This is a genomic window from Trichocoleus sp. ST-U1 (genome assembly GCF_039961835.1).
Classification (GTDB): Bacteria; Cyanobacteriota; Cyanobacteriia; order Cyanobacteriales; family FACHB-T130; genus FACHB-T130.
This window is the reverse complement of record NZ_JAMPJZ010000031.1, coordinates 19,596-45,623: the sequence shown is the minus strand read 5'-3', so window position 1 is coordinate 45,623 and position 26,028 is coordinate 19,596. Positions and strand designations below refer to the sequence as shown.

Here is a 26,028-nt window from a genome sequence, read left to right as displayed (position 1 = left end):
CAATCAGCACCTTTTAGGGATTACCAATTGGATTGTTTAATTTAATGGGTAATTCAATGATAACTTCTGTTCCCTGCCCCGGTTCGGAGATAATAGCAATACGTCCTTGATGATGTTCTAGTATTTGATAACATACAGTTAGTCCTAAACCTATGCCTTTTCCGACAGGTTTGGTTGTAAAGAAAGGGTCAAATATTTTTGATTTAATCGCTGTTGGAATCCCGAAACCATTATCTTTAATTTTGATAATTATTTGCTTAGCTGCACTAAATTCAGTTTTAATGTAAATCCGTTTTTCGGGTTGATCTTTGAAAGTTTCCAGAGCATCAATTGCATTGCTGAAAATATTCATAAATACCTGGTTAAGCTGCGCCGGATAGCATTCAACGGGTGGCAGAACGCCGTACTGCTTAACTACCTGAATCTCTGGATTTCCCTCCGCCTTCCAGTCTCCGCCTGATTGCAAGCGATGCTGCACAATTAGCAAACTGCTATCAATTCCTTCATGAATGTTGACGCGCTTCCTTTCAGCTTCATCGAGTCGGGAAAAGTTTCGCAGTAATAGAATAATTTGACGAATACGATCGCTGCCAGCCCTCATTGAAGTAATAATTTTAGGTAGATCGCCCGTCAAAAAATCGAGATCGATGTCCTCAATATATTGCTGTATTTCAGCATCAGGATAACTTTTTTGATAGCGTTTTACGAGGTTCAGTAGATTTTTTGTGTAGTCACTGATATGGGGAAGATTACCATAAATAAAATTAATCGGATTGTTAATTTCGTGGGCAATGCCAGCAACAAGTTGACCCAAACTAGACATTTTTTCAGTTTGAATGAGTTGCGCCTGCGCCCTTCCCAAATTGCGTAATGCTTGACTTAGCTGTTGAGCGTTGGTAGTTAATTCAGTATTCAGTTGCTGTAGTTGGTCGTGGGCTTGCTGTAATTGCTGGTTTTTTTGCGAAAGCTCTTCAGTACGCTGTTGCACCCGTTCTTCAAGAGTCTGACGCGCCTGTTCTAGTTCCTCAGTACGCTTTGCAACTCGTTGCTCTAGGTTTTCGATGAGGGCTTTTAGCGCCTGAGCCATTTCTTGATAAGCATGAGCAAGTTGACCGATTTCACCACCCGCGCCGATACCGGGAATGGGGGTAGTCAAATCGCCTGCGGCTAAGGTTTTACTGCGTTCGGAGAGCTGGATAATCGGGTTGCCGATTTGTTTGGCTAGCAAATGTGCGATCGCAATCGATAACAAGGTAGCCAATCCCAGTCCTAGCCAAATCACACGGTTTAGGTTGATGGAAGCTTGATTAAAATACTTTGAGACAATTTGAATTTTGGCAATGGCAATAGGCTGATTGCGGGAAGTAATCGGAGCATATATCGTATTCAAACCAGATTTTGGTTCGATCCGATAAACTGTTTTACCTTTTTGAATCTTGCGTAACACCTGCGACTTTAAATTTGCTTGTTCCCAAGGCTCAATGCTGGATTTGGCATTGCTAGAAATGATTGATTTGCCATCTAGAGAAATAACTTGCAGTTTAGTGGTAGGTTGAGAGAAATTAAGAAAGTTACGCAACCAAGTTTCATCTAAATTTTGCCCTAAAATCAAAGTTCCGGGTGACTTCCCCGTACCATCGCTGTTGTAAACAGGCGCTGTTGAAAAGAGCAATATCTGAGGCAAGCCGCTATCAATCAACATCGTCGTTGGCTTGTTGGTAGCGATCGCATCTGTTATCCGCTCAGCTACATTCGGAATTCGCAAAGCGTCACCCCGCTCTCCCAAAATCTCTCCCCTACGATCCACCACTTTCACATGATCGACATCGGTAGAAAGAACAAGTTGCTCGGAGACTTCCTTTTTTATCCAAGCCTCATCTCGCTTCCCAATTGCGTTGTATAAATCTGTCCAGATTGCATAGCTAGAGGATAAATTTTGCAATCCTTTCTCAGTAGCCGCAGTGTATCCCCGAAAGGCTAAAACTTGATCGTCGAGCCGAGTCTTTTCTAAGTCGATGAGCGGCTGCTGCACAAACCGCCACGCTACAGCACTCAGGAACATCACGGGTAGCAAAGATGCCCCAAAGGTAAAAATTAGCAGCTTGGGTTGAAGCTGTTGCAGCCGCTTGAACATCTCTGAGTTAATATAGATGCGGTGTTTCGTCCTCCAGACAGATAATCTGTCACAAGGCTCTCCACAGTTTAGCGGCTGTGAGAGTAAACTGACCGCTCTATTTTCGGAGGCGTAAAAGCGCCTATCTTGAGAACTGTAAGTTCTACGGGTTCCTCGCAAAGATTGTTAGCGATCTGCATCAGACAGCCAGAAACCGTTGAATTACATCCTGACTGAGTTCGCTAGTCGAGCCAGACGCGACGATACCGCCTTTTTGCATCGCGTAGTACCGATCTGCTTGTCGGACAAAATGCAAGTGTTGCTCGACCAATAAAACAGAAATGCCGGTAGATTCAATAATGCGGCGCACTGCTGCTTCTATTTCTAAAATAATCGAGGGTTGAATGCCTTCTGTGGGTTCATCCAGTACAAGTAACTGCGGCTTCCCCATCAAAGCGCGAGCGATCGCGAGTTGCTGTTGTTGTCCTCCGCTTAAATCGCCGCCCATCCGAGACAGCATTGTTTTTAAAACAGGAAAGAGGGAAAATATTTCTTCTGGGATTTCTTCCTTACCACTTCTGCCCTCACGTCGCGCCTCCAAACCTAGCAACAAATTTTCTTTCACCGTCAAGCGCGGAATAATTTCCCGTCCTTGAGGAACATAACCAATTCCTAGCCGCGCCCGTCGATCTGGAGATTTGTCTATTATTATCTCATCAGCAAAAGTAATCGTGCCGCTACGGGGTTTAAGTAGCCCCATAATTGTTTTGAGTAGAGTGGTTTTGCCAACACCATTACGTCCAATTAGACACACCATTTGCCCTAAGGGGACGCTCAAATCTACATTGCGGAGGATATGGCTTTCACCGTAATAGACATTTAAATTAGAAATTTTTAGCATTTTATTGTGCTTGGTTGAATAAGACGCGATCGTTTTTTAATTGCTTAATTTAGCGCTTCTTTTTACTCCTCAATTTCTTTAAGCGGTTCTCCCTGAGGATCTAACTGCTCTCCTAAATAAACTTCTATAACGCGGGGGTCATTTTGTACTTCCTCAATCGTGCCTTCACACAACACCGAGCCTTCATGCAACACAGTTACTTTACGAGCAATTTGGCGCACAAATTCCATGTCATGTTCAATGACCAAAATAGAATGACTGTGAGCTAAAGCGATCAGTAGTTCCCCAATATTGTCAGTTTCTTCATCAGTTAGCCCTGCAACGGGTTCATCCACCAACAATAAATCGGGCGACTGAGCAACTAACATTCCAATTTCTAAGCGTTGTTTCTCCCCGTGAGAAAGTAAACCAGCGCGGATATCTGCTTTTGCACTTAAACCAATCGTTTCGAGCAAACTCATTACTTTACTACGTTCGCCAGTAGCAGGACGCCCAAACAGTGTTGCTAAGACATTTTTATTACGATTGCAGCTAAGTTCTAGGTTTTCGCGGGGCGTCAGGTTGAGGTAAATGCGGGGGGTTTGAAATTTACGACCAATTCCCAGACGGGCAATTTGATGTTCGGAGAGTGCTTTCACGTTTCTCCCCTTAAATAATACCCGTCCCTCAGTCGGTTGTACTTTGCCGGTAATGACATCCAAAAAGGTTGTTTTCCCGGCACCGTTTGGACCAATTACGACCCGTAATTCTCCGACATCCATGCTGAAATTCAGATGGTTCAGTGCTTTAAAACCATCGAAATTAACTGTTAAATTCTCAGTTTCTAATATTTTCGCGTTCATGCTGTACCTCTGGGTCTTCTTCAAGGCTGGGATAGGTTGCTACCTGCTTTCGCCCTAGAAGAGTCAGCAGGTGCTGGAAACCTTGATAGCGCAGCCAGCCGACTACACCATCGGGAAGAACTGTTACCACAATTAGGAATAATGCTCCCTGGAAAAATACCCAAATACCCGGAAATTGCTCGCTCAAAAGACTTTTGGCAAAGTTGACTAATAGCGCTCCGAATATAGCTCCGATTAAGCTAGCACGACCTCCCACTGCTACCCAAATTACCATTTCAATAGAAAAAGCAATATCCATTGCTTTTGGTGAAATCAAACCCGATTGAAGGGTGAATAAAGCACCCCCAATTCCAGCCAAAGCGGCGGAAATCGCAAACACCACAACTTTAAATCCAGTGGGATTATAGCCAGAAAAGCGCATCCGGCTCTCATCATCCCGAATCGCAACCAGAACTCGTCCAAAGCGATCGCTTGTCAGCCATCGGCACAAAGCATAAGCACCTGCTAAAAATAAGACTGTTAGCGCGTAGAAAACAAATTGCGTCTGACTATTACTGACTGTTGCGCCTAATAATGTTTTGAAATTGGTTAAACCATTGGTGCCGTTAAAAAATCCCTGTTGCCCGTTAAAGAAATTAAAAAATACAATCGTCGCTGCTTGAGTCAAAATTGAGAAGTAAACGCCCCGAATCCGGTTGCGAAATACTAAATAACCCAATATTGCGGCTAATACAGCCGGAATTATCACAACGGCTGCGGCGGCAAAACCAAACGAATAAAACGGCTGCCAGAACCAAGGCAATTCTGTTATGCCGAAGAGGCTCATAAATTCTGGTAAACCGTTCTTGAGAGGAGCTAATTGCAAGTGCATTGCCAAGGCATAGCCACCAAGTGCAAAAAATACACCATGCCCCAAACTGAGCATACCCGTGTAGCCCCAAATTAAATCAATGCCGAGGGCAGCGATCGCTAATGCCAAGAATCGCGCTAGCAAGTTGAGACGAAAGCCTGTGAGAACTGCTGGCATTACGAAAATGAGCAGCAAAGCGATCGCAATCGTCACCCCCACTTCCATCAGCACCGCTCGTCTGCGTTGCTGCTTCATGCCCTTAACTTCAAGAACCGCATCCAAAATCATCGCCTTGAGCCTCTACTCGATTGTCTTTGTTTAAGCATCAACGCTACGTCCCTTCTGTGGAAAAATCCCTCCTGGCCGCACCTGAAGGAACGCAATAATTAAGGCGAATACCATCACCTTCGCCATACTGGTTGTGCCGAAAAACTCAAAGAAATCCACTAAAGGCTTTATCGGTGCCACCATCGGCACTAAGACTTTAGAACTGATTAAGTAGTTAATCGTGCCAATTCCCATCGCTGCCACAATACTGCCCACCAGCTTACCGACGCCACCGACAACAACCACCATAAATGTATCGACGATGTAGTTCTGGCCTGTATTGGGTCCCACAGAACCCAGCAAACTAATCGCACAACCGGCAATTCCAGCCAATCCAGAACCCAAAGCAAATGTAATGGCATCAACTTTAGCAGTCGGAATTCCTAAACAAGCACTCATACTGCGATTCTGCATGACTGAGCGAATTCTTAATCCCCACGGAGACCGTTGCAAAAATACATAAATTCCGGCTACACAAACAATGGTTAGCGCAATAATAAATAGCCGCGTATAAGGCATCTGCAATGTGCCCAGCCGCAGCCCTCCTCGTAACCAGCTCGGTGCCGTTACGTCCACATTTTGAGCGCCAAACCAAGGCTTGGTGACAGCCAGTTTATAAGTTTGTCCCAAAACTGCACTTGTGGCACTCGCAACGCCTAAAGATATCGGCAACATGATTGCAATTACCCAGTTACGAATACGCTCAAAATCTGGGCGGCGGGACAGAATCCAAAAAGCGCCAAAAAACAAAAGGCAAAATATTCCAATGCCAATGACTAACACCCAGCTAACACTGCGAGCGAACTGCTGCAAAATCAGACTAACGCCCCAAGTTGCTAACAGGGTTTCTAGAGGGCGTCCGTAAAGATAACGAATTACCCCCCGTTCCAAAACTAATCCCACACCTGCTGTCACCAGGAAAGCCAAAATTAGCGCAAAAACAATATAGGTTTCAGACCAAGGCTTACCCAATATTTTGAAGCCATTTTGTACAACAAACGTTGTGTAGGCTCCTAGCATCATCAACTCACCATGAGCTAAGTTAATGACGCCCATGAGTCCAAAGACAATGGCTAGTCCCAACGCTGAAATTAACAAAACCGCGCCGATGCTAATTCCATTAAAAATCCCATCCAGCAATCCTGCTATCACACCGCTTCCTCAGCCATTAATCATGGGTCATTAGTCATGGATCGTGAGTCATTAGTTATTAGCTTTCAAATCCCCTAGGTTAGGTTGAGGTAACGGATGCTGTTGGCATTAATTTTTGACCTCTCCCCACCCCAAACTCTTCCATACAAGGGTAGAGGCTTCCAGACTCCCCCTTCCCTATGAGGGAAGGGGGATGGGGGGTTAGGTTCTTAATTAGCCAACACCATCAGGTAACGAAACCCAACCAATCTTCTCAAGATTGACGACTAATAACTAAGGACTAATTTTTAACCGCTTAAATTTTGTACTGACCACCTTTTTTGGAATCTGACCAGTCGCATCCCAAACCCTTAGTTGCAGCAACGAATTGGTTCCAAGGAACTGGCTTCACTGCTGATTTCGTCTCATAGACAATCTTAAAGAGACCATCATCTGCGACTTCACCTAGCCGTACAAACTTAGAAATGTGATGGTTACTTTCCATCGTTACAGTGCCTTCTGGAGCCTCAAACTTCTGACCAACCGCAGCCTTTCGCACTGCCTCTAAATCGTCAGCGGTTTTTGCTTTCTCGACAGCTTGCTTCCAAAGATAAACGGCAATGTAAGCTGCTTCCATCGGGTCGTTCGTTACCCGATCTTGACCGTATTTTGCCTTAAAAGCTTCGACAAATTTTTTATTTGTTGGGGTATCCACCGTTTGGAAGTAATTCCATGCAGCATATTGACCCTTGAGATATTCTGTGCCAATTGCTTTGACTTCTTCTTCGGCAATACTGACAGACATTACGGGATATTTATCTGGTCCCAACCCTGCACCTTGCATCTGCTTGAAGAAAGCCACATTACTATCCCCATTCAGGGTATTAAAAATGACCCCTCCATCAGGCAGAGCAGCTTTAATTTTAGTGATGATGGGCGTAACTTCTGTATTGCCTAGGGGTAAGTAATCTTCCCCGACGGTTTCGCCGCCTTTTGCCTTTAACTGCTCTTTAATAATCGTATTCGCGGTACGCGGAAAAACGTAATCTGAGCCAACTAGGAAGAATTTTTTACCCTTATTCTGCAATAGCCAATCGACTGCTGGCTCAATTTGTTGGTTGGGAGCAGCACCCGTATAGAAAATATTTTTGGAACACTCTTGACCCTCGTATTGCACGGGATACCAGAGCATATGACCTTTTTCTTCAAATACTGGCAGCACTGCTTTGCGGCTGGCGGAAGTCCAGCAGCCGAAAACGGTGACAACTTTATCCTGATCGATTAGCTTTCTCGCCTTTTCTGCAAAAGTAGGCCAGTCAGATTGACCATCTTCCTCAATTGCTTGAATTTGCTTGCCGAGGACGCCACCGGCTTTATTGATCTCCTCAATTGCCAACAGTTCGGCATCTACAACGCTGTTTTCGCTAATCGCCATCGTGCCGCTGCGAGAGTGCAGAATCCCCACTTTGATGGTGTTGCCTCCACCGGCAGCCGCAACGGTTGTCGCACTGGGAGAGGGAGACGCTGCTGTTGGGCTGGCAGTCTCAGAGGTGGAAGAGGGGGGAGTGCTGCTACAAGCTTTGAGAAGAATACTGGTTCCCAGAGTAGCAGAACCGTATAGAAGAAATTTACGTCGCCCTAATCGCCTTGCCATACCGTCACCGTACTCCTGGCTGAATCAGCCTAATGGTAGAGAACATACACAGTTAAGCAGTGATATTAGAGCGATGTTCTGGGAAAAAATTGTTATCAAAGATACAAAGAATCGAATTTTTGTATCTTTATCTAAGAAAGCTCAGCTTGCTGTTTTTGAAATTTCGCCCAGATTTAGGCGGATAAAGTCCACCACAGCGGTTAATCCTTGCTGAGTCTTCAAATTCGTAAAGATAAAGGGTTTTTCTCCACGCATCCTCCGCGCATCGCGTTCCATGACCCCTAAATCTGCTCCGACTTGAGGAGCAAGATCAATTTTGTTGATTGCTAAAAGATCGGATTTAGTAATTCCGGGACCACCTTTGCGCGGAATTTTGTCACCGGCTGCAACATCAATGACATAAATTGTCAAGTCTACAAGTTCTGGGCTGAAGGTAGCCGCTAAGTTATCGCCGCCACTTTCTAAAAACACTAAGTCTAAATCGGGAAATTGCTGTTCCATCTGTTCAATGGCGGCGATGTTCATGGAAGCGTCTTCGCGGATGGCGGTATGGGGACAGCCGCCAGTTTCGACACCCAGGATGCGATCGCTCTCCAAGGCGTGACTCCGCACTAAAAACTGGGCATCTTCCTGGGTATAAATATCATTCGTGACTACAGCAATTTGATATTTTTGCCGCATCGCCTTACATAAGGCTTCAACCAAGGCAGTTTTTCCCGAACCCACTGGGCCAGCTACTCCAACCCGAAAAGCATTCATAAAATTTTCTGAAAGCGAATGGCTAATTGCTCATCGTAGCAAGGCAATTAATCATTCGCTATTGACAGCTTTCACAAGCGGTTTGTCTTTGTTTAACTCCGAAATAAGCGCGTGTACTGTGTTTCGTGAGCGATACTCGCCAATGCTAATCCCCAGCCGCAACTACTCAGGGCGTCATCTTCTAACCCTAAAATTTCCTTGGCAGCCTGAATCAGGGTAGGTTGTAGTTCTAGAAGTAGCTGTTGCCCAGCCGTTTGTCCGAGGGGAATCAATTTGACCCCGGCTGCGATCAAATTGGTTGCCCAGCTGTGTAAGTAGCCCAAGAGGGCAGATGCAGCGTCGATTTGCCAATGGGCGGTGGCAATGCCGAAAGCGATCGCATAATTACAAGGACTCCCAATTGCATCCACCATTGACCGAACCTGCGGCTGTAATTCCAAAAGCAATCGGATTAGCGATCGCCCCATCTGCCAACTTTGTGCTTGCAACTCCTGTGTTTCCTTAGCAGCAGATAACCAGACATTCCAATAACTTAAAGCCTCCAAATCCCCAGCAATTGCCCCCCGATATCCCCGAATCATCACCGCCGCTTCCAACCGAATTGCTCCATAACCCAGTTCCTGCTTGAGCCAGTGTCCCAGATGTTGCAGGTTCTCAATTACACCAGCATCGACGAGGGTTTCCAGCCCTTCGGAATAGCTATAAGCACCTACCGGCAACGCGGGACTCACCAGTTGCATAAGACACAGCAGGTTAACTGGAGAATGGGGAATCGGTAATTGCTCGTTGGTCATTGTTGGTACGTAGGGAGTGGGGAAGAGTTTTAGGATGAAGCCTAGAGTTTTGTATCGGTTCTCGTTAAAACTCAGACGCGATTATCGCGTTTCTACAAATCAAAACTCAAAACTTAAAACTCCCCCATTACCGATTACCCGATTAACTAAGCGTGATGATGGTGTCCATAGGCACCCATTTCTGGATAAAAAGGCGAGATTTCCTCTCGTACCTCCATCCCCAGATGTTCCAGCATTGACTTTAAAACTGGGTCGGGAGACAACCGCAAATGAGTGGCAGCGATTTCTATCGGTACATGGCGATTGCCTAGATGATAAGCCGCCCGCAGCAAATCGAGGGGTTTCTGGGCAGTCGCAGTGAGAACGGGTTCCGGTTTAGCCACGATTCTCACGACGATATCACCGATTTCAGATTGAAGGAGATCGCGATCGCGCAACACGGTTCCTCTGGGTAAGCGCAGATACAAAGCTTGTCCCTCAGCAGTTTCAAAGCGATAGCGGCTGCGCGTGCGCTCCTCGGCAGTCAGAAAAAGAGTAAAGTTGACCGATGCATCCAAATTGGCGGGAAAGCGTTGCGTTATCGTTAGCATCACTGGAATCTTTAGTCAGCAAGTTATGGTGATGCTACTAACATCAGCACAGATGACATCAAAATCCGAGTCAAGCAGGGTCAGCAAAAGTTTATTTTTTACTGAGCTTGCAGACGGATCATTTCATTTTTTATCTGTGCTGCTACCTCCGAATTTTTTTGCGCCTCCACCGTAATTTGATTAAATAATCCAATGGACAAACCGTTGCTCTCAACAATCTTTTGAGACTGTTTGCAGTAATTGATGGCAATGGCCTGTGCATTTCCTGGAAGCGATCGCAGGCTATTCGGCTGGCTGCAAGCAATATTTGGAGGACTGCCCACGATTCTTTTGATCTCGTTATAGGCAGCTTGGCGACCCGGTTCCATCGCCAAAACAGCCCTGGCGAAGTTGCTTAAGTCCTTAGAGCTGAAGGGTGATTGAGCGTATGCCTGAGAACTAAAGTCAAGGCTATGAGAGCGCTCGGATAGACCGGGTGCAAAACCTAACAACAGACTTAGAGCAGCGAGAGTACCAACACTCAGGCATTGAGATAAGACTCGATTCAGAGAGCGACGTGAACTGTATAAAGTCATCATGATCTAGTGCGACCAAAAAATAGAAAATCAAAACACACACGGATTACTTTTTCTGAACTGTTTTAAGGGTGAGAAGTTCCAGCTAGGGATGGGCATTCGTAGATTTACATCTCGTGTTGGTACCTCAGAAAACAGAAGCCTTCTCCCTACGGAGTAGGGATCGAGTAGTAATCTACAACTAACTACGGATATTAAGAGTGTGTGGATTTTACCATACTTTCGCATAAAAAGCGGGGCGTTACCAAAGCTGTAACGATTGGGTGGTATAGGTAGCGCTTTCCTCCCTACCTCTAGGTGTAGAGGTAGGGAGGAAAGAAGTCTTCCTACGTGTTTATGCCTTCATTGATACAATTGACACAGTTCGATAACTTTCATTTGTAACGTTGAAATGGGGTCCGCTCCTCGCTTGAGGGCGACTTCCAATTCCAGGAGTAAGGGTAAGGTTAAGGTGAGGTGACGCACAGAGAAGTCTTTGACTTCTTGGCGCAGAAAGTAAATTCGTTTGGGGTTGCCGATTTCTGCCGCAGTGGCGATCGCTCGTTCATCTCGCTCACCGCTCTCTACCATCAGTTTCACCCACAACCAGGTACGAAATTGACCGATGAGGGTAGCGACAATCCGCAAAGCGGGTTCGTTATGACCGATTAAGTCGGCAACCAGCGAACAGGCGTGGGCGGTATTCCCCTTGGCGATCGCCGATGCGAGCTGCAAGCTGTTTTGGGTGTTAGAGGTTACTAGGGCAGCAACGACTTCAAGGGCGATCGCGTCTTGGGATACGCCTGCTTGGTCAGAAGCGGTGGGAAGAGGCTTCGGGATACCGGCGTAAACCTGCAACTTTTCCAGTTCGTTCCAAAGTTGTCTGGTATCATTTCCCACAGATTGGGCTAACAGTTCGGCAGCTGCGGGGGTTAGTTTTACACCGACTTGCTGGGCAACCTGACGCACCTTTTTTAGCAGTTCTTCAGTTTTCCAGGGCGGGATGAGCGAAAATTCTCGAATATCAGCATGGTTTTGCAGCAGCTTTGTAGACCGGAGACGCCCATCGGGTTTAGAGCGAGTCGTCAGCAAAAATACTGAAGACTCAGGAATCGCCGGTATCGTACGCTCCAGTTCAGCCAGCAGATCTTCCGAACAGTGCAGGCATATAGTAGTATCAACCAACCATACCAAACGGTAGGCGCTGCCAAAGGGTGGTGTCATTGCTTGGTTTAAAGCAGTGATGACCGCATCGGGTAGCGCTTGAGAAATTTTGTCATAGTTAAAGTTAGCCCATTGGGGGTCGAGAATGCGATCGCGCAGGGAGTCAACAGCTTTTTCCAGGGCAAAATCATCCTCACCCCAGTAGAGGTAAATTGGCATTAAAGCATCTCTGAAAAGTACGAGGCTATTAAGATTGGACGAGACTTATCACACTTATTTAAATCGGGTAGCACGGCTAACACTACCTGCAACCTACGAGTCCCAAGTACAGCATATACAGGAGTCTCCGAAGTTTAAGCCCTCCCCGTCAGGGACAAGACAAGCCGTGCCTTTCCCTGGCTATTCGGCGATCACGCCACCTGCGGGAGAAGAATCCGAGAATGCGACGTTTTACGAAAGCTTGAAAGCGTGCCAAGAGCAACTCCTACAGCAGCTAGATCCTGGTTTTATTGTGCCAGTCCCTGCTGAGAGTTTTCATGTGACCTTAGCAGATTTGATTTGGGACAGTGCTTATCGGCACACCACGAGTGAGAATCCGGAGTTTGAAGAACAACTGCGCGATCGCATTGCTCAAATTTTCGAGCAGTCCCAGCCATCTCTCACTGGCGGCAATCCGATGCTTTGGCAGTTGCTGGGGTTGATGGTAATGCCCCGTGCAGTCGCGGTTTGTTTAGTCCCCAAAGACGAAGGCACTTACGAGCGAATGTTGAAGTTTCGCCGGTTTATCTATCAAAGTCGGAGTTTGATAGAGTTGGGGATTGAACAGCAATATCGTTTTACTGCCCATGTGACGCTGGGCTATTTTGGCGATATTTCACCAGATTTGAACCGCGCTCGCTTGTGTGAAAAACTTTCTCAAATTAACAACCAATGGTTGGAAAATTCTCCAGAAATTTGGACACACCAAGCGCAATTGCGAAAATTTGACGATATGACCCGGTATTATCGGGAACCTGATTGGCCCGTTTTAACTTTTTAAAAACAATCGGCTAATAGCGGCTTACAAATCGCTATTAGCTGACTCCTGATTTATGAGCTTACCCATTCATCCCATCCTCCAGCAAAGTTTTGCTCTCATCGATCGAGAAATTGGCGAACACCGCTTTAGCCCCTCCGAGTACGCAATTGTACGTCGAGCCATCCACAGCACCGCTGATTTTGAATTTGCCCAATTAATTCGATTTAGTGAGGGGGCGATTGAAAGCGCGATCGCTGCCTTGCGGCGTCGTGTGCCGATTGTTACAGACGTTGGCATGGTCAAACAGGGAGTGGCGGGAATGGTGGCGCAAACCTTTAACAATCCCCTGGTTGCCGCTGTGGAACAAGCAAGCGTTGCTCTTCCTGGCAAGACGCGCACGGAAACCGGCTTACTAAAATGTTGGCAAGAATTTCCAGAGGCAATTTATGCGATTGGTAATGCTCCCACTGCTCTGCTGGCTTTGTGTGCAGAGTTACCCTCGGCACCCATTCAACCGGCTTTAGTGATTGGCGCACCCGTTGGATTTATCTCCGTCGTAGAGTCTAAAGCGGTACTAGAAAAGACGCCCGTACCCCAAATTCGGATTGAGGGGCGCAAGGGCGGTTCACCGATTACCGCTGCGATTGTGAATGCTTTACTTCTGTTGGCTTGGGAGGCAGAGGAATGTTAGGGATTCGCTGCCTATTTAGGGTCACGAAAAACCGATTTGCGTTGAGTCGGTATCGCAGCGACTTTCCGCCATCGGGTGCATTCAGCCGCTATTCATGACACTGGTACACGTTGTTGGAATTGGCTTGGATGGTGCAGATGGGCTGAGTCATGGTGTGCGGGAGATTGTAGAGCAAGCGACGCTGTTAATTGGGAGCGATCGCCATCTCTCTTACTTTCCCAATTCCTCAGCCCAACGTTTGATTCTGGGTGACTTGACAAAGGTAGTTGTGGAAATTCGCGATCGCCTGTCTGCGGGTTCTGGCGGCATTGTCGTATTGGTGAGTGGCGATCCCCTCTTTTTTGGACTAGGACGGCTGTTGGTGGCACAACTACCCTCAGCAGAATTAACGTTTCATCCGCATCTGAGTTCGGTTCAGCTGGCTTTTAACCGGATTAAGGTTCCCTGGCAGGATGCGCGTGTCATCAGCGCCCACGGGCGATCGCTGGATGAGTTAACCCAAGCGCTGCAACAGGGCATTGAGAAGATTGCTGTATTAACCGATACTCAAAATACGCCGGAAGCGATCGCTCGTCTGTTACTCGCTTTAGATTTACCTAGCACTTATGAGTTCTGGGTTTGTGAAAATTTAGGCGGTGCCGATGAGCGAGTTCGGTCTTTTCCCTGTGTCGGAAGACAATTAATTACGGCTCTACAAGAGCAAGATTTTGCTTCTTTGAATGTTGTTGTCTTGCTACGTCCCTCTGATTCAGGGAGTAAGAGTGGGGACGCATTCCTACCGAATCTGGATGCCCTGCCGATGCTGGGAGTCCCGGATGGGAGTTTCTTGAGTTTTAGCGATCGCCCTGGCTTGATGACGAAGCGGGAAGTGCGGGTTCTTGTACTGGGAGAACTGGCGCTACAGCCGGGACAAATTATTTGGGATATTGGGGCAGGTACTGGCTCAGTTTCGATTGAAATTGCCCGTTTATTCCCCACTTCTCGCGTCTATGCGATTGAGAAAACGGCTGCTGGCACGATGTTAATTCAGCAGAACTGCGATCGCTTCCAAGTAGAAAATGTGATTTCTATTCATGGCAGCGCCCCAGAAGCTTTGTACAGCCTCCCTGCACCTAACCGCATCTTTATTGGCGGTAGCGGCGGCAATTTAACTGAAATTCTCGATACCTGCAATTCGCATTTAACGGCTTCAGGGCGCTTGGTACTGGCACTCGCCACACTAGAACACCTGAATGAGGCTTTGAGTTGGTTATCGCGTCAGCAATGGGATTATCACTTGTTGCAAGTGCAGTTATCGCGTTCTGTGCCGGTGGGATCGCTGACTCGGTTTTCCCCGCTGAATCCGGTCACGATTCTGGCAGCAAATCGCTCATTTTAAAGATGCTCATTTTAAAGATAAATTTGCCAGATTAAAATCCCAGTTCCCAGCAGACAAAAAATTCCCGCCGCACCCGCCAGAGGCTTTTCTCCCAAACCAGTTACCCAAGCCGGAACCATGCCAGTGTAGCGAATCACTCTCGTCGTATCCAAACTTGCGATCGCCCAAATCCATCCTGCATGAAGTCCCCATGCCAAGCCTAGATTCCCATCATCACAGACACGAGCCAGCACTAATACCATCCCCATCAGCCATAATCCCGGTAGCTGAGGCAATGTTTCCTGCTGTTCCCAAACCAAATGAAGCAGCGCAAAAATTAAGCTAGAAACTGCCGCCGCTACCCAAGTTGAATAATCTTGCTGGAGTTCCGTAAGCAGAAATCCCCGAAAAATTAACTCTTCAATTCCACTAATCAATAATCCCAATAACAATGTTGGGAGTAAGACAGATCCGACTACCGACCACAGATTTTGCGGTGGGTTCTGTGTATCTTCAGGGAGGGGATTCTCTTGAGATCGCCACTCGATCCAGCCCAACGCTTTTTGGATGCCAAACACCACTAGCAGACTTAGCACCCCTAAAGCGAAGCCTTGTCCTAGTGAAATGAATATTGAAGCTTTCCAGTCCAACCCATAATCCGAAAAAAAAGCCCCCTCCACCCAAGCGGCACCCCAGACGATCGCAGGGGCAATTAAATAGAGCGAAGCTAATAAAGGAAGCTTTTGCTCTACAGCCAAGGGGTGAAAGGGTCGCCATTTCAGCACTGCTGCCAAAGGAATCGCAACTGGCAACCAAAGAACTAACCAGACAATGAAGAAAGCGATCGCCTTCAACACAGCAGGAGTTTGTGGAAGTGATACCAGCCACCAATCGGCTCGTTCAAAAATAGGCATTGTTAAAGACAGCTTTCATTGGCTCAAGCGTAACACCTCAAGTTTGGGAAAAAACTGCCTTATTTACCGCTGGGGGTAAGCATGAACCCCCGCAGCTTTTATGTCTAGTCCACAAAAGATGTATTTGCTTTCCCTAGGATGCTCCCTTGAAAGGAGAGGCAGTTGGTTCTTTCAAATTTCCCGATAAATTTGTTAGAAGCAACGCCTTATCAGAAAGCATTACCGCTTATCATGCAGTCGCCTCCTCACTTTCGCTTTCATCACTGGTATCGTCTCCAGTCTTACTGCCGCCATCCACCTGAATTAGGTGAATATGCTTGTAACCCAGCTTAATTTCAAACTCATCACCAGGCTTTAATCCCATTGCCTCAGTGTAAGTTGCACCAATAACAATTTGACCATTTTTGTGTACGCTTACACGATAGGTTGGTTCGCGACCCCGACCATCTTTTGTTCCTTCTGGATCGAGGGGAACACCTTTCGCGCCTAAAACTGCGTCATAAAAGTCTGTTAAGTTGACGCGAGTCTGGTTGTTCTTTGTTACGGTGTAATAGCCACAGCGTTTTGCTGTTTCTCGCCGTGGTAAGTGTGAAAGCTCTTTTACTTTTTGAAGCAGTGCTTTCCCTGTCAATGGAGCTGTTGCGGTTTCACTCATCGCTATATGCAAAATACACTTCAATCTACAGTATAGTAAAGAGTGTCTAATGCCAATATTTGGCTGACTAAAAAAATATATCGTTAAATCACTCAACTTTCACAAGGATATTTACAAGAGCATCCTCCAAATTCTTAGATTGCAGCAAAATTGCGTAATTGGGTAAAAGTTGAGGTTCTTACTACCAGATAGCAGATGGTTAAAGGACAGACTAGAGACTAGAGACTAGAGATTTTGTAAAGTTTAAAGTATAAAGTGTAAAGTATTTACTTCTGAAAATCTATCTTTTGGAGGGGAAGACAGGAGAGCTGTCTGTTTTATCCTTCAAGCCTTCGGCATCTAAAAATCAGCTACACCCATTAGTCTAGTCATGCCAAACAAAGCTTGTATTTGTCTACAGATCCTAAATTCAGCTTTAGACTAGAAGTTAAGAGCAATGAAGAGCTTTGAAGCATGCAAGTCCTTTTTAAGGTCATCCGGCAGGAGCAAAATTCCTCTCCTGTAGTACAGACTTACACGTTGGATGTCGATCCTGGTAACACAATTCTGGACTGCCTAAATCTTATTAAGTGGGAGCAGGATGGAAGTTTAGCTTTTCGCAAGAATTGTCGCAACACAATTTGCGGCAGTTGTGGAATGCGAATCAACGGTCGTTCCGCTTTGGCGTGTAAGGAAAATATTGGCAGTGAAGTGCAAAGGCTGCAACAGATAGCAGCGAGTGCTACCCTTTCAGATGCCCCGCAAAAACCTTTAGATGCCATCCCAGAAATTACTATTGCACCAATGGGCAATATGCCGGTCATTAAAGATTTGGTGGTGGATATGCGTAGTTTTTGGGATCATCTTGAAGTAGTTGAACCCTATGTGAGTACGGGGGCAAATCCTATACCGGAACGAGAGTTTTTACAAACACCCGAAGAACGCGATCGCCTTAATCAAACAGGCAATTGTATATTGTGTGGTGCCTGCTATTCTGAATGCAACGCCCGTGAGGTTAATTCGGATTTTGTAGGACCTCACGCCCTTGCAAAGGCTTATCGAATGGTAGCGGATTCTCGTGACGCCGAAATAGAATCCCGTTTGGAAAATTACAACGAAGGCACCAAAGGCGTCTGGGGTTGTACCCGCTGTTTTATGTGTAATACGGTTTGTCCGATGGATGTGGCACCAATGGATCAAATCGGCAAAATTAAACAGCAAATTCTCGACCGCAAGGACGAGCAAGCCAGTCGTTCAATCCGTCACCGGAAAGTATTAATTGATCTAGTGAAGGAAGGTGGTTGGATTGATGAACGTCGGTTTGGTTTACAAGTCGTGGGAAATTCTTTTAGAGACATCAAGGGGATGATTAGCCTGGGACCACTCGGATTAAGAATGCTGGCTCGCGGTAAGTTTCCTTTGGGGTTTGAGCCGTCTGCTGGGGCTGAGGTAGTGCGATCGCTCATTGAATCTGTCCAAAGCCTTGAGTCTTAATCATATTGAATCACGATTGAAGTAAAAACAATGAATCCTGAAACAACTTCCCCAGAACAATCACCCATAGAAACACCCGCAGAAAATTACAACCAACCAGAGCCTGCTTTCGGCTGGACGCTCTACTCCGAGCAAATCAACGGACGATTCGCAATGGTAGGGTTTGTTGCTTTATTGGTGCTGGAATTTTTCACCCATCAGGATTTTTTTACCTGGCTGGGTTTGCGCTAATCCGCACTTAAAGACATGGATTGGTTAACCGCCAATTCCATCCGTAGGGGCGTGGATTTGTGAGTTGCTAATTCCATCCGTAGGGGCATGGTATAAACACGCCCCTACGCATCTAGATTCTGCCTTAATATCTACCCAAATTAACTGGCTACACCTGAACCGGAGTGCTAAACCGGATTTTAAGATAATCATCCTCCATCTTTGCTCCAGCCGGTTGCAGGGCTGCCAAGGCTTGCGGTAACACCAAATTGCGGCGGTGATTGCCTATCGTAATGTTTAATTCATCGCCGGTTTTACTTAGTTGGATATTATCTTTGGCAATACCGGGCAAGTAAAGTTCTAAGCTGTAGTTATTTTGGTCTTGCACAACCCTCAGAGTAGTTTCCTTGTAATACACCTGAGTGGGATCTTCATCTTTATAGAGCGTTTCCTTTAACCGTTCTAAAGCCTCTAACCCACACATTTCTTCTGAGTAAAGCGGAACTTCCTTGACTGGTAAGGGATGGAAGTTTTCGTGAATTTCCTGCCGATATTGCTGCTGGCTTTCTTTCCAACGTTGAAAGAAAGGGTCGGTCACTTGATCGGGGATAATCCGATTTGCCACCACTAAATCCGTAGCAACATTGTATAAACTTAAATAAGCATGGGCGCGGAGAGACTCTTTAATCACCATTTTTTCGGGATTGGTGACGAGGCGCACCGAAGTCTGAGTATTGTCACTCAATACTTTTTCTAAAGCTTCAATCTGCTCGTAGAATTCAAAGGGAGCGTCCATTACCTCTTTATCGGGCAAGGAAAAACCGGCAATTGGTCTGAAGATCGGTTCAACTAGAGGTCTGAGCGCTACTGATATCCCCTGTAACGGCTTGTAAAAACGTCTCATATACCAGCCGCCGACTTCCGGTAGACTGAGCAATCTTAGAGCCGTACCAGTAGGAGCTGAGTCAATAATTAAAACGTCAAACTCGCCTTCATCGTAGTGGCGCTTCATGCGTACCAAACCGAAAATTTCATCCATGCCGGGAAGAATTGCTAATTCTTCCGCTTGTACGCCTTCCAAGCCTCTTGCCTGCAAAACTTGGGTAATATAACGCTTAACTGCGCCCCAGTTGCCTTCTAATTCCATCAGAGCATCTAATTCAGCCCCCCACAAGTTTGGACGAACCTGTCGCGGATCGTGCCCCAGTTCCAAGTCAAAACTGTCGGCGAGAGAGTGAGCGGGATCGGTACTTAAAACAAGGGTTTTGTAACCGAGTTCGGCACAACGCAAGCCAGTAGCGGCGGCTACAGAAGTTTTGCCAACGCCACCCTTGCCGGTCATCAAAATTACGCGCATGAATGCTTTTTTCCTATCTGAGAATTGTTTACGTTACTTATTATTTTTTCCCTGTTTTAAGGGTAACAAATGTTGTTTCAACACATCAAAACGCGAACATTTCCAGTAGTCGATATGGGAAGCAATCATTCCATCAGTGTTGAGTTTCAACTCACTCCAGCCTGGGATGGCGATACGAGGTTTCCACGGCAGAGGGGTATTCCAGCTCAAAGTCCACTCAAGTTGGATTGTATCTCCGGATTTGCGAATGTCATGTAAATCCATCTTGACGTTCATAAACCAGGTTTTGATAAAGCCAATCATGAGTTTGTAACGCTCAAGACCATTAAATTTGTTCAGCGGATCTTTGAAAAAAACGTCTTCTGCATAGATGCTGTAGGTTTGGTTTTCTGGAAATCTTTGGTAGTCGTCTTTGAGGATTTGAATGATGTCCATAAGACTTAGAGGGTGACAAGAAGCTACGGTTCGATTTCAGTCCAGAGGCGTTCTAGCTGACGCCGCCATGCTGCCAGCACTTCTTCACGAGCCTCTGGAGGCAGATCCAAATCGCCCATGAGACCTTCTTCATAGAACCGATCGAGGGTTTGGAGTGTGGCTTCGAGGGATTGTCCTTGCTGCTTGGCAGCCAGGATAATTTGACTAATTCGACTTTCAACGAGCTGATTAAAGCAGTCAGATAAACCTGTCTGATGCAGAGAAATGAGTCGCGCGATCGCTCCTGAAAAATCCTCTACATTTAAAGTCTCAAGATTGTGCTGAAATACACCCCATAGCACTCCCTGATTCAGGGCGTAACGAGTCTCCTGAGTGTCATCAAAGTTGGCTTCCAGCAGCTGTTCTACAAACGGTTGGGCTTCTTGAGCGGGTGCAATCGGTAAGAGAACTCGCAGCCAAGAACTGTCATCGGAAAGCAGCACCAACAGACGCATCTGAGTCGTTTCTACTTGCCACAAGCCGGGGGCAGTTGCTTCAATCGCTGCGGCATCAAATAGTTCTGTAAGGGTTTTGGTAATGTCTTCAGGTTTCATAATTTCCAAATAATAAACCCCCAGCCTTAGCCGGGGGAAACTTCAAAAGACAGAAGATTGAGGACAGAAGGAGGAATTTATTCCTCATCCTTCATCTTTTCAAGAGAGCCATTCCTCAACAGCGTCTTCTTTGGTGTTGGTATTGCGCGATGGCGTTTCGCGGTTAAACTTCATGTGAATCGACCGAGTTTGCTCGCCATCAGCCGCCACTGCCATAATTGGGTAGTCAATCAGACCATCTTGGAAGGACATCTGGAAGCGGAAGGTGCCATCTGGATTCAGCTTGATGGGACGACCGCCAATTGTGACTGTAGCATCTGGCTCAGTAGCACCGTAAACAATGAGTTCAGCATCGGCAACCAACCAGAACTGGCGAGGACGCATCGGGATGCCGGAACCTGAGAAGCCAGCGCCGGACATTCCCACACCAGACATGGTAAGACCAGATACGGTAGGAACTGCCCACATCCCAACGCCAGAGGGGAAGACGTAGGAACTCAGAGCTTGTTCGGCAAGGGACACTGACTGCATCGAACCAGGTACTTGCTGCATGGAGCCAAACAACGAACCGGCTACCCGTTGAGCTTCGACGGTCTGAGCCATGCCGAAGATTTCGTCGTAAATAGGATTGCCACCTGTGGCTACACTACCGTAGCCAGCCATTGCCATTTTCTTGGCAGGGGGAACCAGTTCGAGGAAAGTCTTGCCGCGTAGGTCTTCTTCCCAAGCAACGGTGATGAATTGGTCTTCAATCCAATCTGAAGGATAAACGGGAGGAACGCGGACGGGAGCGGAACGAGCTAAGACGAGCCAGCGACCATCAGCACAACGGTAGCCGATGTCTACAGCATAGTCGCGATCGCTCACGGGCATCGGCAAATACCATTCCCGCGCTAGCTCATCGCAAGGATATTCCTGAATGCTGTGAGGGCTTTGATATTCCAGATTCACGTCGGTGACATCATAGAGTCGCAGCGCGAGTTGTTGTCCTCCCTGACGGCGTAAATCTTCTTTATGATCGTTGGGGATATCCCAGTAGGTGTATGCCCATTGGGGGTCGCGAGGCATCAGGACAACCCGGCTTTCACCGTAGCCACCCGGAAGATCCCCTAGACCTTCATCTACGGATGCAAGGGTTCCACCTGTGCGATCTTCCTGTCCCAGTTCAAATTTTGCTGCTTCCACTTCTTCTTGCGCCTCCACTATACGAGTTGAACCGAGAGAAATCTTGGTGCGTTGAACTTCTTTAATTGCTGTTAGCAGTTGCTCTTTACGCATTCTGCTGTATCGAGAGATGCTGCATTCGCTAGCAACTTTACGGAGTTGCCTTAATGTCATCTCTTCCAATGGTGGGCGTTCTTTTGCCATAACAAATAGTCTCCGGTAGTTTGGGCGGCAGTTAGGTTACTTCTCTAGAGACTGACTAGCAAAGCAGCACAAAATGCTATTTCGCATCTCTTCAACTTCGGAAAGTTGTGCCATGTTATCCCCTTTCTGAAATCCGTAACGTCTCAATGGTTAGCTGCGGTCTTGAATGAGCCGGTGTCAGTCTTGAATAGGGGCTGCTTTTGTGACGCCAAGAAGACTGACTGGCTTTCTTGGCTGGATTGAGAATCTAACTGAGCGCCCAGGATTTTAGAAATTTGCTGATTAGAGCATTTCTTTGGGATCGCGGGATCGCTTTGTTAATTTCATGTTGCAGAAAAATACCGGGTTAGGTCAAGGGGTGTTTCAGCCGATTATAGGTATATCTACGAAGTTATAAGGGACTTGGGGATCGAATTGTCATGAGATTTTGACATTGCAAACGGATTGGGATCGCCGTAACTTGTCAATTTGTCGGAAACGTTCCCATGCAGATCTACAATGTCAGATAATCTTGACAAAATAAGCGAAACCCATTCACTTTTTTGGGGCAATCGTTGAAATCTGTCCTTGCCCCAATCCTTCCCCAATCATTAGAGGCAAAGAGAGATTGGTCTCATTCTTAAGGTCCCCTGCCTTGGGAACGCTTTCTTCAGAGGCTCAACTTTTGGTAATCAGCAAGAAAGCTAGATTAATGAGGCAGAAACGAGAACTCCTGTATTGGCGTTTTCGGATTAACCATATACAAGCAGCCAAACCGGAATCATCAACAGTAGCAGTCCGATACTTAGGACAATACTGCTGGCGGCTAAATCTGGGTCGAGATCGTACTCCTCCGCCAGGATCAAACTCGCAAAGGCAGTGGGCACACCTGCCATGAGAACCATTGCCAAGCGGGCATCGCCCGATAAACCAATTAGGGTGGCTGCAATACCCACCAGTCCTGGCATCACCACAACTTTCACCAGGGCAGGGAGTAAGGCAACCCGAAAACTCTTCCATCCTTGCAGCTGAGCGAGCCGTATCCCCATTAGCACAAAGGAGCTAGCAATGACAAACCCTACAGAAGCTTGCAGTCCTGATTCTAGTAGAGTCGGCAGTTCAACCGAGCGAGTGAGGTATCCGAAACTAAATGTCCACAAGGCAGGAACGGTCAAGATATCTCGAAGTTGAATCCACCAATGATTTCGCTTTGCGGGTCGCCCAAAGTAGCTGGCGATAAAGACACCAATTCCATAGGTACCAATGATGTTATTCGTGACGCTGTAGAAGACGGCTAAACCCACAGCTTGAGCGCTAATCAAAGAAGGAGCGATCGCTAACCCCACAAAACCTGTATTGCCCAGCATGGCAGACAGGATGAAACTCCCACAGTGAGGTCGGTCTAAGAAAGGCAGGACAGAAGACTTTTTACTGTCGCCATTTTCACGGCTGAACCGTTTCCAGACCTGCAAACTTAGCCATGCAAAGGTCAAACCGACCGCCAAAGCTCCTATGGCAAGCAGCGGAACCACTCCAGCATTTTCCGATAAGTTTGCCTGACGAGCCAGCGTCAGAATTTGTAGCGGCACCCCAACCCAATAAAGACCGCGACCCAGCAACCTGGGTAAGGAATTAGGGATAAATCTAAAGAGTATAAAACCGAGTGCCGTCCACAGGATGATGGGGGTATAGGCATGAAATAAGGTTTCGGTCATTCGTTATTAGCCACTGGTTATCAGCCACGGTCAAGCGTTAACAATCGGTCGCCTAATGACGAGCCGACTCATGACTAATCCCCAATGACTACCTCAGAACCTTCATGTCCTGGATCAGCCACTGACCATCTTTGCGTACCAGGTCATAACGCACGCGCAGGCTTTCATCATAGGAAGAAGCTTGATTGAGCTTACCTGCTTTATAGAAATCTGCGGCTTCATTCACCTGTGCATCCACTTTGGCGCGATCGGGATTGCGATCGCTCATTTCAACAGATTTTACCTCGACCTTGTGCCTGTACTTCCAGTACGAGTTACTGTTCTTTGTGCTTTGAGAACGTTTTTGCCAACGAGATAAAGCGGGATCGGCAAGGATTTGCTGTAATTTTTCGACGGTATGCTCTTCACCTAAGGCATCGGCTTTACTAGCAAGCCAAATCTGAACCAATTGTCGAGCTGTTTCCTGGGTTAGAGGGCCAGATGGACTCAGTAGTTTACTGCCTGGTTCGGGAATGGGTACTGGAGGAGCAGCTAGCTGTACCATTGGTTGCTCTCCTTCTAAGAGCGGGCCTGAGAAACTTCTCTGGAGCCAACTGAAAGCAGCGGTCGCTAGCATTAGCAAGACTCCCAAACTGAGAATCCCGGCAAGTCCCAGTAAAAGAAGCCGTCCAGTTTTTGCCGAGCGCAAGGAAGCTGTAGAACGTTGAAGACGACCGCCTGAACGACGAGCTGATACATCTCCTCCTGTGGGGGATGCCTTGGACACAGAATCTGGTCTCCGCAACCGACTCGCGATTGTTGCCCGTGGTTGTTCATTTTGTTCCAGTGAATTCCCTCGGCGGCGCTGACGCTTCGAGGCAGAATCCCCAGGCAGGCCCGGATCGTTGCCTTCTGGTTCTGGAGACCGAGAAACTCGTTCTGCCGCCGGTAAATTCGATCCTCCCCCTGTTTGCGGGCGATCGATTGTAGCGGTCATGGTCGCCGTTCGATGAGCCGCACCAGATTGCTGTTCCACCAATTGTTGAAGGCGATCGCGCGACGAACTTTCTTCAGCCGTGGGACGCGAGGGCGCATTGGGCGATGCCGTATCGCTCACTCTGCCCCCATTCTCTCCACTGCCGTTCCGCGAACTGGAACGAGATACCACACTCTCCGGTCTGCGAAATCCTGGGGAGTCACTTGTCCCTCGCGAGACGGGAGTCGCAGCATAAGATACTTGCTGAGTCGGCAATACCGCCCACTCATTGGTTGTATCTTCCTCTACTGGCAATTCTTCTAAGTAAGCCTGAACCTGGTCATCGGCAAAGTAATCCTTCAAGGAAGCTCGCACCGATGCCAAATCTCGGAAGTGGGGAAACACTTCTGCTTGCAACCAACGCTCCCCGTACAAACACAACCCAGGTAACAAGTCTGGGGCACCCTGAGAATGTTCTCGAATGAAGGCGAGGGGTTCGTACTCTTGGCTGAGTTCCAAGGCTCGACTGGCTTCTTCCGTCTGACCGAGAAGGAGAGCGCACACCGCCTGTTCCAAATGCACATCCTGACGCTTGCCTAAGCGCATCAGCATCTGCTTAGCTTGTCTAATTAGACCCGGCTGTCGTTGGGCAAACCCGCGACCTAGTAAAGCATAAACCGCTAAATAGGTAGCCACTGCCGAGGGACGACGCGCTTCTGCTTCAAAGAGATTCTGCTGTTCGGCGGAGGTCAAGTAGCTCCGCAGCTGCTGAATGAAGCGGAGAAAGTCATCAATGTTCAGTCCCGATTGATCGTCTCCGGTGCCATCAATGCCGCCGCGTTCTTGCAACATTTCTTGCAAATGCTGCAATCCTTTACGGCGTTCGGTTACTTTGTCTTCACTACTCGCGAGTAATTCCAAAATTCGGTACGGGCGAAGCTTGTAAAGATCCGCCTGAATTTCACCCCGCAGGCTGGCAAAGATACCTTCTCTCAATAGTAATTCTTGACCCGTCTCTAGGGAGGTGGCGGCGTTTTCATATTGACCTTGCTGCCATTGCTCTCGGCCTAGTTCCAGACACGCCAATGCCAGCGTCAACACAATATCTGGTTGCACTAGCTGAGGGTTGCCCAAACGACCCTTTTCGATACTGGTGCTAGCACGGCTGAGGAAGGGACGTCCCAGCTTCAGCACCAGTTCGTATTCTCCTAGCTCCTGTAAGATCAGCAATGCCCCAACGAATTGCTCATCTTGAATTTCGATGCTGGGCGTATAAGGGTCAAGGTCGGCGTCTGCTGTACCGTTTCCTTCCTGACGAGTTGCTGTTCCTGATTCTGAATCCAGGTCGTATGTTTTTGTCAGAAATGTAGCGTCGTAAGCGGAACGCTGTTCTGAATCGCACAGAATCGCATAAGCTTCGTCTAGCAGTTGTTTTCGGGCGGCGATCGTGATTTCTGAATACTCTCGTCGAGGAAGTTGCAGAGCGCGATCGCGATACGCTTGCTGCAACTGCTCAGCCGTAGCCTGAATCGGCAGGCCCAGAATCCGGTAGTAATCGAGCGGAATTCTCACAGTCTACTTCCTCAGCCCCAGGCAACTAAATTAATCTGTATCTGTACGAGCGAACAT

At 47.3% G+C, this 26,028-nt stretch carries 24 protein-coding genes; 5 read left to right on the top strand and 19 right to left on the bottom strand.

The features are described 5' to 3' along the window. Positions 1-13 precede the first annotated feature (13 nt). The 11 genes from NDA06_RS13375 to holA all read right to left on the bottom strand — a co-directional run bounded on the left by NDA06_RS13375 (position 14) and on the right by holA (position 11,898). Positions 14-2,134: an ATP-binding protein gene (locus tag NDA06_RS13375; protein WP_190985853.1), complete on the bottom strand. Its 2,121-nt coding sequence runs from the start codon at positions 2,132-2,134 to the stop codon at positions 14-16. A gap of 178 nt (positions 2,135-2,312) precedes the next feature. Next, entirely contained in the window at positions 2,313-3,014 is a 702-nt protein-coding gene (urtE, locus tag NDA06_RS13370; RefSeq protein ID WP_190688519.1) for an urea ABC transporter ATP-binding subunit UrtE, read from the bottom strand. A gap of 62 nt (positions 3,015-3,076) precedes the next feature. Continuing rightward, positions 3,077-3,856, bottom strand: a complete 780-nt coding sequence (gene urtD / locus NDA06_RS13365; protein WP_190410217.1) for an urea ABC transporter ATP-binding protein UrtD — start codon at positions 3,854-3,856, stop codon at positions 3,077-3,079. After that, positions 3,831-4,961 carry an urea ABC transporter permease subunit UrtC gene (gene urtC / locus NDA06_RS13360; protein WP_348251747.1) on the bottom strand — a complete coding sequence of 377 codons (1,131 nt, stop codon included), beginning with the start codon at positions 4,959-4,961 and terminating at the stop codon, positions 3,831-3,833. Before urtC ends, urtD begins: the two co-directional genes overlap by 26 nt. A gap of 63 nt (positions 4,962-5,024) precedes the next feature. Then, on the bottom strand, positions 5,025-6,185 hold the full coding sequence (gene urtB / locus NDA06_RS13355) for an urea ABC transporter permease subunit UrtB (protein WP_190986281.1): 1,161 nt from the start codon (positions 6,183-6,185) through the stop codon (positions 5,025-5,027). Between the two features lie 295 nt (positions 6,186-6,480). Then, a complete protein-coding gene (urtA, locus tag NDA06_RS13350) occupies positions 6,481-7,818 on the bottom strand; it encodes an urea ABC transporter substrate-binding protein (RefSeq protein ID WP_190986282.1) in 1,338 nt (445 codons plus the stop codon). A gap of 141 nt (positions 7,819-7,959) precedes the next feature. Continuing rightward, positions 7,960-8,577 carry an urease accessory protein UreG gene (gene ureG / locus NDA06_RS13345; RefSeq protein WP_190524213.1) on the bottom strand — a complete coding sequence of 206 codons (618 nt, stop codon included), beginning with the start codon at positions 8,575-8,577 and terminating at the stop codon, positions 7,960-7,962. Positions 8,578-8,669: 92 nt separating this feature from the next. Continuing rightward, a complete protein-coding gene (locus NDA06_RS13340; protein WP_190535981.1) occupies positions 8,670-9,371 on the bottom strand; it encodes an urease accessory protein UreF in 702 nt (233 codons plus the stop codon). Between the two features lie 146 nt (positions 9,372-9,517). After that, complete coding sequence (gene ureE, locus NDA06_RS13335; RefSeq protein WP_190410211.1) at positions 9,518-9,961, bottom strand: urease accessory protein UreE; 444 nt, start codon at positions 9,959-9,961, stop codon at positions 9,518-9,520. Positions 9,962-10,059: 98 nt separating this feature from the next. Next, entirely contained in the window at positions 10,060-10,539 is a 480-nt protein-coding gene (locus NDA06_RS13330) for a DUF4168 domain-containing protein (protein WP_190410210.1), read from the bottom strand. A 339-nt stretch (positions 10,540-10,878) separates the two neighbouring features. After that, the gene (gene holA / locus NDA06_RS13325; RefSeq protein ID WP_190986283.1) at positions 10,879-11,898 is read right to left on the bottom strand and encodes a DNA polymerase III subunit delta; all 1,020 of its coding nucleotides are present in this window, start codon (positions 11,896-11,898) and stop codon (positions 10,879-10,881) included. A gap of 34 nt (positions 11,899-11,932) precedes the next feature. On the opposite strand from holA, the gene NDA06_RS13320 reads away from it, so the two are divergent. The 3 genes from NDA06_RS13320 to cbiE all read left to right on the top strand — a co-directional run bounded on the left by NDA06_RS13320 (position 11,933) and on the right by cbiE (position 14,766). Beyond that, entirely contained in the window at positions 11,933-12,718 is a 786-nt protein-coding gene (locus NDA06_RS13320; RefSeq protein WP_190410208.1) for a DUF1868 domain-containing protein, read from the top strand. A gap of 52 nt (positions 12,719-12,770) precedes the next feature. Beyond that, positions 12,771-13,388, top strand: a complete 618-nt coding sequence (locus NDA06_RS13315) for a cobalt-precorrin-8X methylmutase (RefSeq protein WP_190426908.1) — start codon at positions 12,771-12,773, stop codon at positions 13,386-13,388. 94 nt (positions 13,389-13,482) lie between these two features. Continuing rightward, positions 13,483-14,766: a precorrin-6y C5,15-methyltransferase (decarboxylating) subunit CbiE gene (gene cbiE / locus NDA06_RS13310; RefSeq protein WP_190986284.1), complete on the top strand. Its 1,284-nt coding sequence runs from the start codon at positions 13,483-13,485 to the stop codon at positions 14,764-14,766. 11 nt (positions 14,767-14,777) lie between these two features. Here cbiE and NDA06_RS13305 read toward each other — a convergent pair whose 3' ends face one another. Together NDA06_RS13305 and NDA06_RS13300 are read right to left on the bottom strand one after the other, a co-directional pair. Next, positions 14,778-15,659, bottom strand: coding sequence for a type II CAAX endopeptidase family protein (locus tag NDA06_RS13305; protein ID WP_190986285.1), 882 nt, complete (start codon positions 15,657-15,659; stop codon positions 14,778-14,780). Between the two features lie 229 nt (positions 15,660-15,888). Continuing rightward, the gene (locus NDA06_RS13300; RefSeq protein ID WP_190410204.1) at positions 15,889-16,314 is read right to left on the bottom strand and encodes an AbrB family transcriptional regulator; all 426 of its coding nucleotides are present in this window, start codon (positions 16,312-16,314) and stop codon (positions 15,889-15,891) included. 453 nt (positions 16,315-16,767) lie between these two features. On the opposite strand from NDA06_RS13300, the gene NDA06_RS13295 reads away from it, so the two are divergent. Both NDA06_RS13295 and NDA06_RS13290 read left to right on the top strand, forming a co-directional pair. Continuing rightward, positions 16,768-17,787, top strand: coding sequence for a succinate dehydrogenase/fumarate reductase iron-sulfur subunit (locus tag NDA06_RS13295; RefSeq protein ID WP_190986286.1), 1,020 nt, complete (start codon positions 16,768-16,770; stop codon positions 17,785-17,787). A gap of 30 nt (positions 17,788-17,817) precedes the next feature. Beyond that, positions 17,818-18,018: a chlorophyll a/b-binding protein gene (locus NDA06_RS13290; RefSeq protein WP_190426897.1), complete on the top strand. Its 201-nt coding sequence runs from the start codon at positions 17,818-17,820 to the stop codon at positions 18,016-18,018. Between the two features lie 148 nt (positions 18,019-18,166). Here the strand turns inward: NDA06_RS13290 and NDA06_RS13285 are convergent, their stop codons facing one another. The 6 genes from NDA06_RS13285 to NDA06_RS13260 form a co-directional block, all read right to left on the bottom strand. Further along, entirely contained in the window at positions 18,167-19,354 is a 1,188-nt protein-coding gene (locus tag NDA06_RS13285; RefSeq protein ID WP_190426895.1) for a TRC40/GET3/ArsA family transport-energizing ATPase, read from the bottom strand. A gap of 33 nt (positions 19,355-19,387) precedes the next feature. After that, complete coding sequence (locus tag NDA06_RS13280) at positions 19,388-19,789, bottom strand: DUF2358 domain-containing protein (RefSeq protein ID WP_190524184.1); 402 nt, start codon at positions 19,787-19,789, stop codon at positions 19,388-19,390. A 23-nt stretch (positions 19,790-19,812) separates the two neighbouring features. Further along, positions 19,813-20,382: a hypothetical protein gene (locus NDA06_RS13275; protein WP_190410199.1), complete on the bottom strand. Its 570-nt coding sequence runs from the start codon at positions 20,380-20,382 to the stop codon at positions 19,813-19,815. Between the two features lie 99 nt (positions 20,383-20,481). Continuing rightward, a complete protein-coding gene (locus NDA06_RS13270) occupies positions 20,482-21,750 on the bottom strand; it encodes a DUF4912 domain-containing protein (RefSeq protein ID WP_190426891.1) in 1,269 nt (422 codons plus the stop codon). A 731-nt stretch (positions 21,751-22,481) separates the two neighbouring features. Continuing rightward, entirely contained in the window at positions 22,482-23,444 is a 963-nt protein-coding gene (locus NDA06_RS13265) for an AEC family transporter (protein WP_190986287.1), read from the bottom strand. An 88-nt stretch (positions 23,445-23,532) separates the two neighbouring features. Beyond that, on the bottom strand, positions 23,533-25,971 hold the full coding sequence (locus NDA06_RS13260; protein WP_190986288.1) for an IMS domain-containing protein: 2,439 nt from the start codon (positions 25,969-25,971) through the stop codon (positions 23,533-23,535). Positions 25,972-26,028 lie beyond the last annotated feature (57 nt).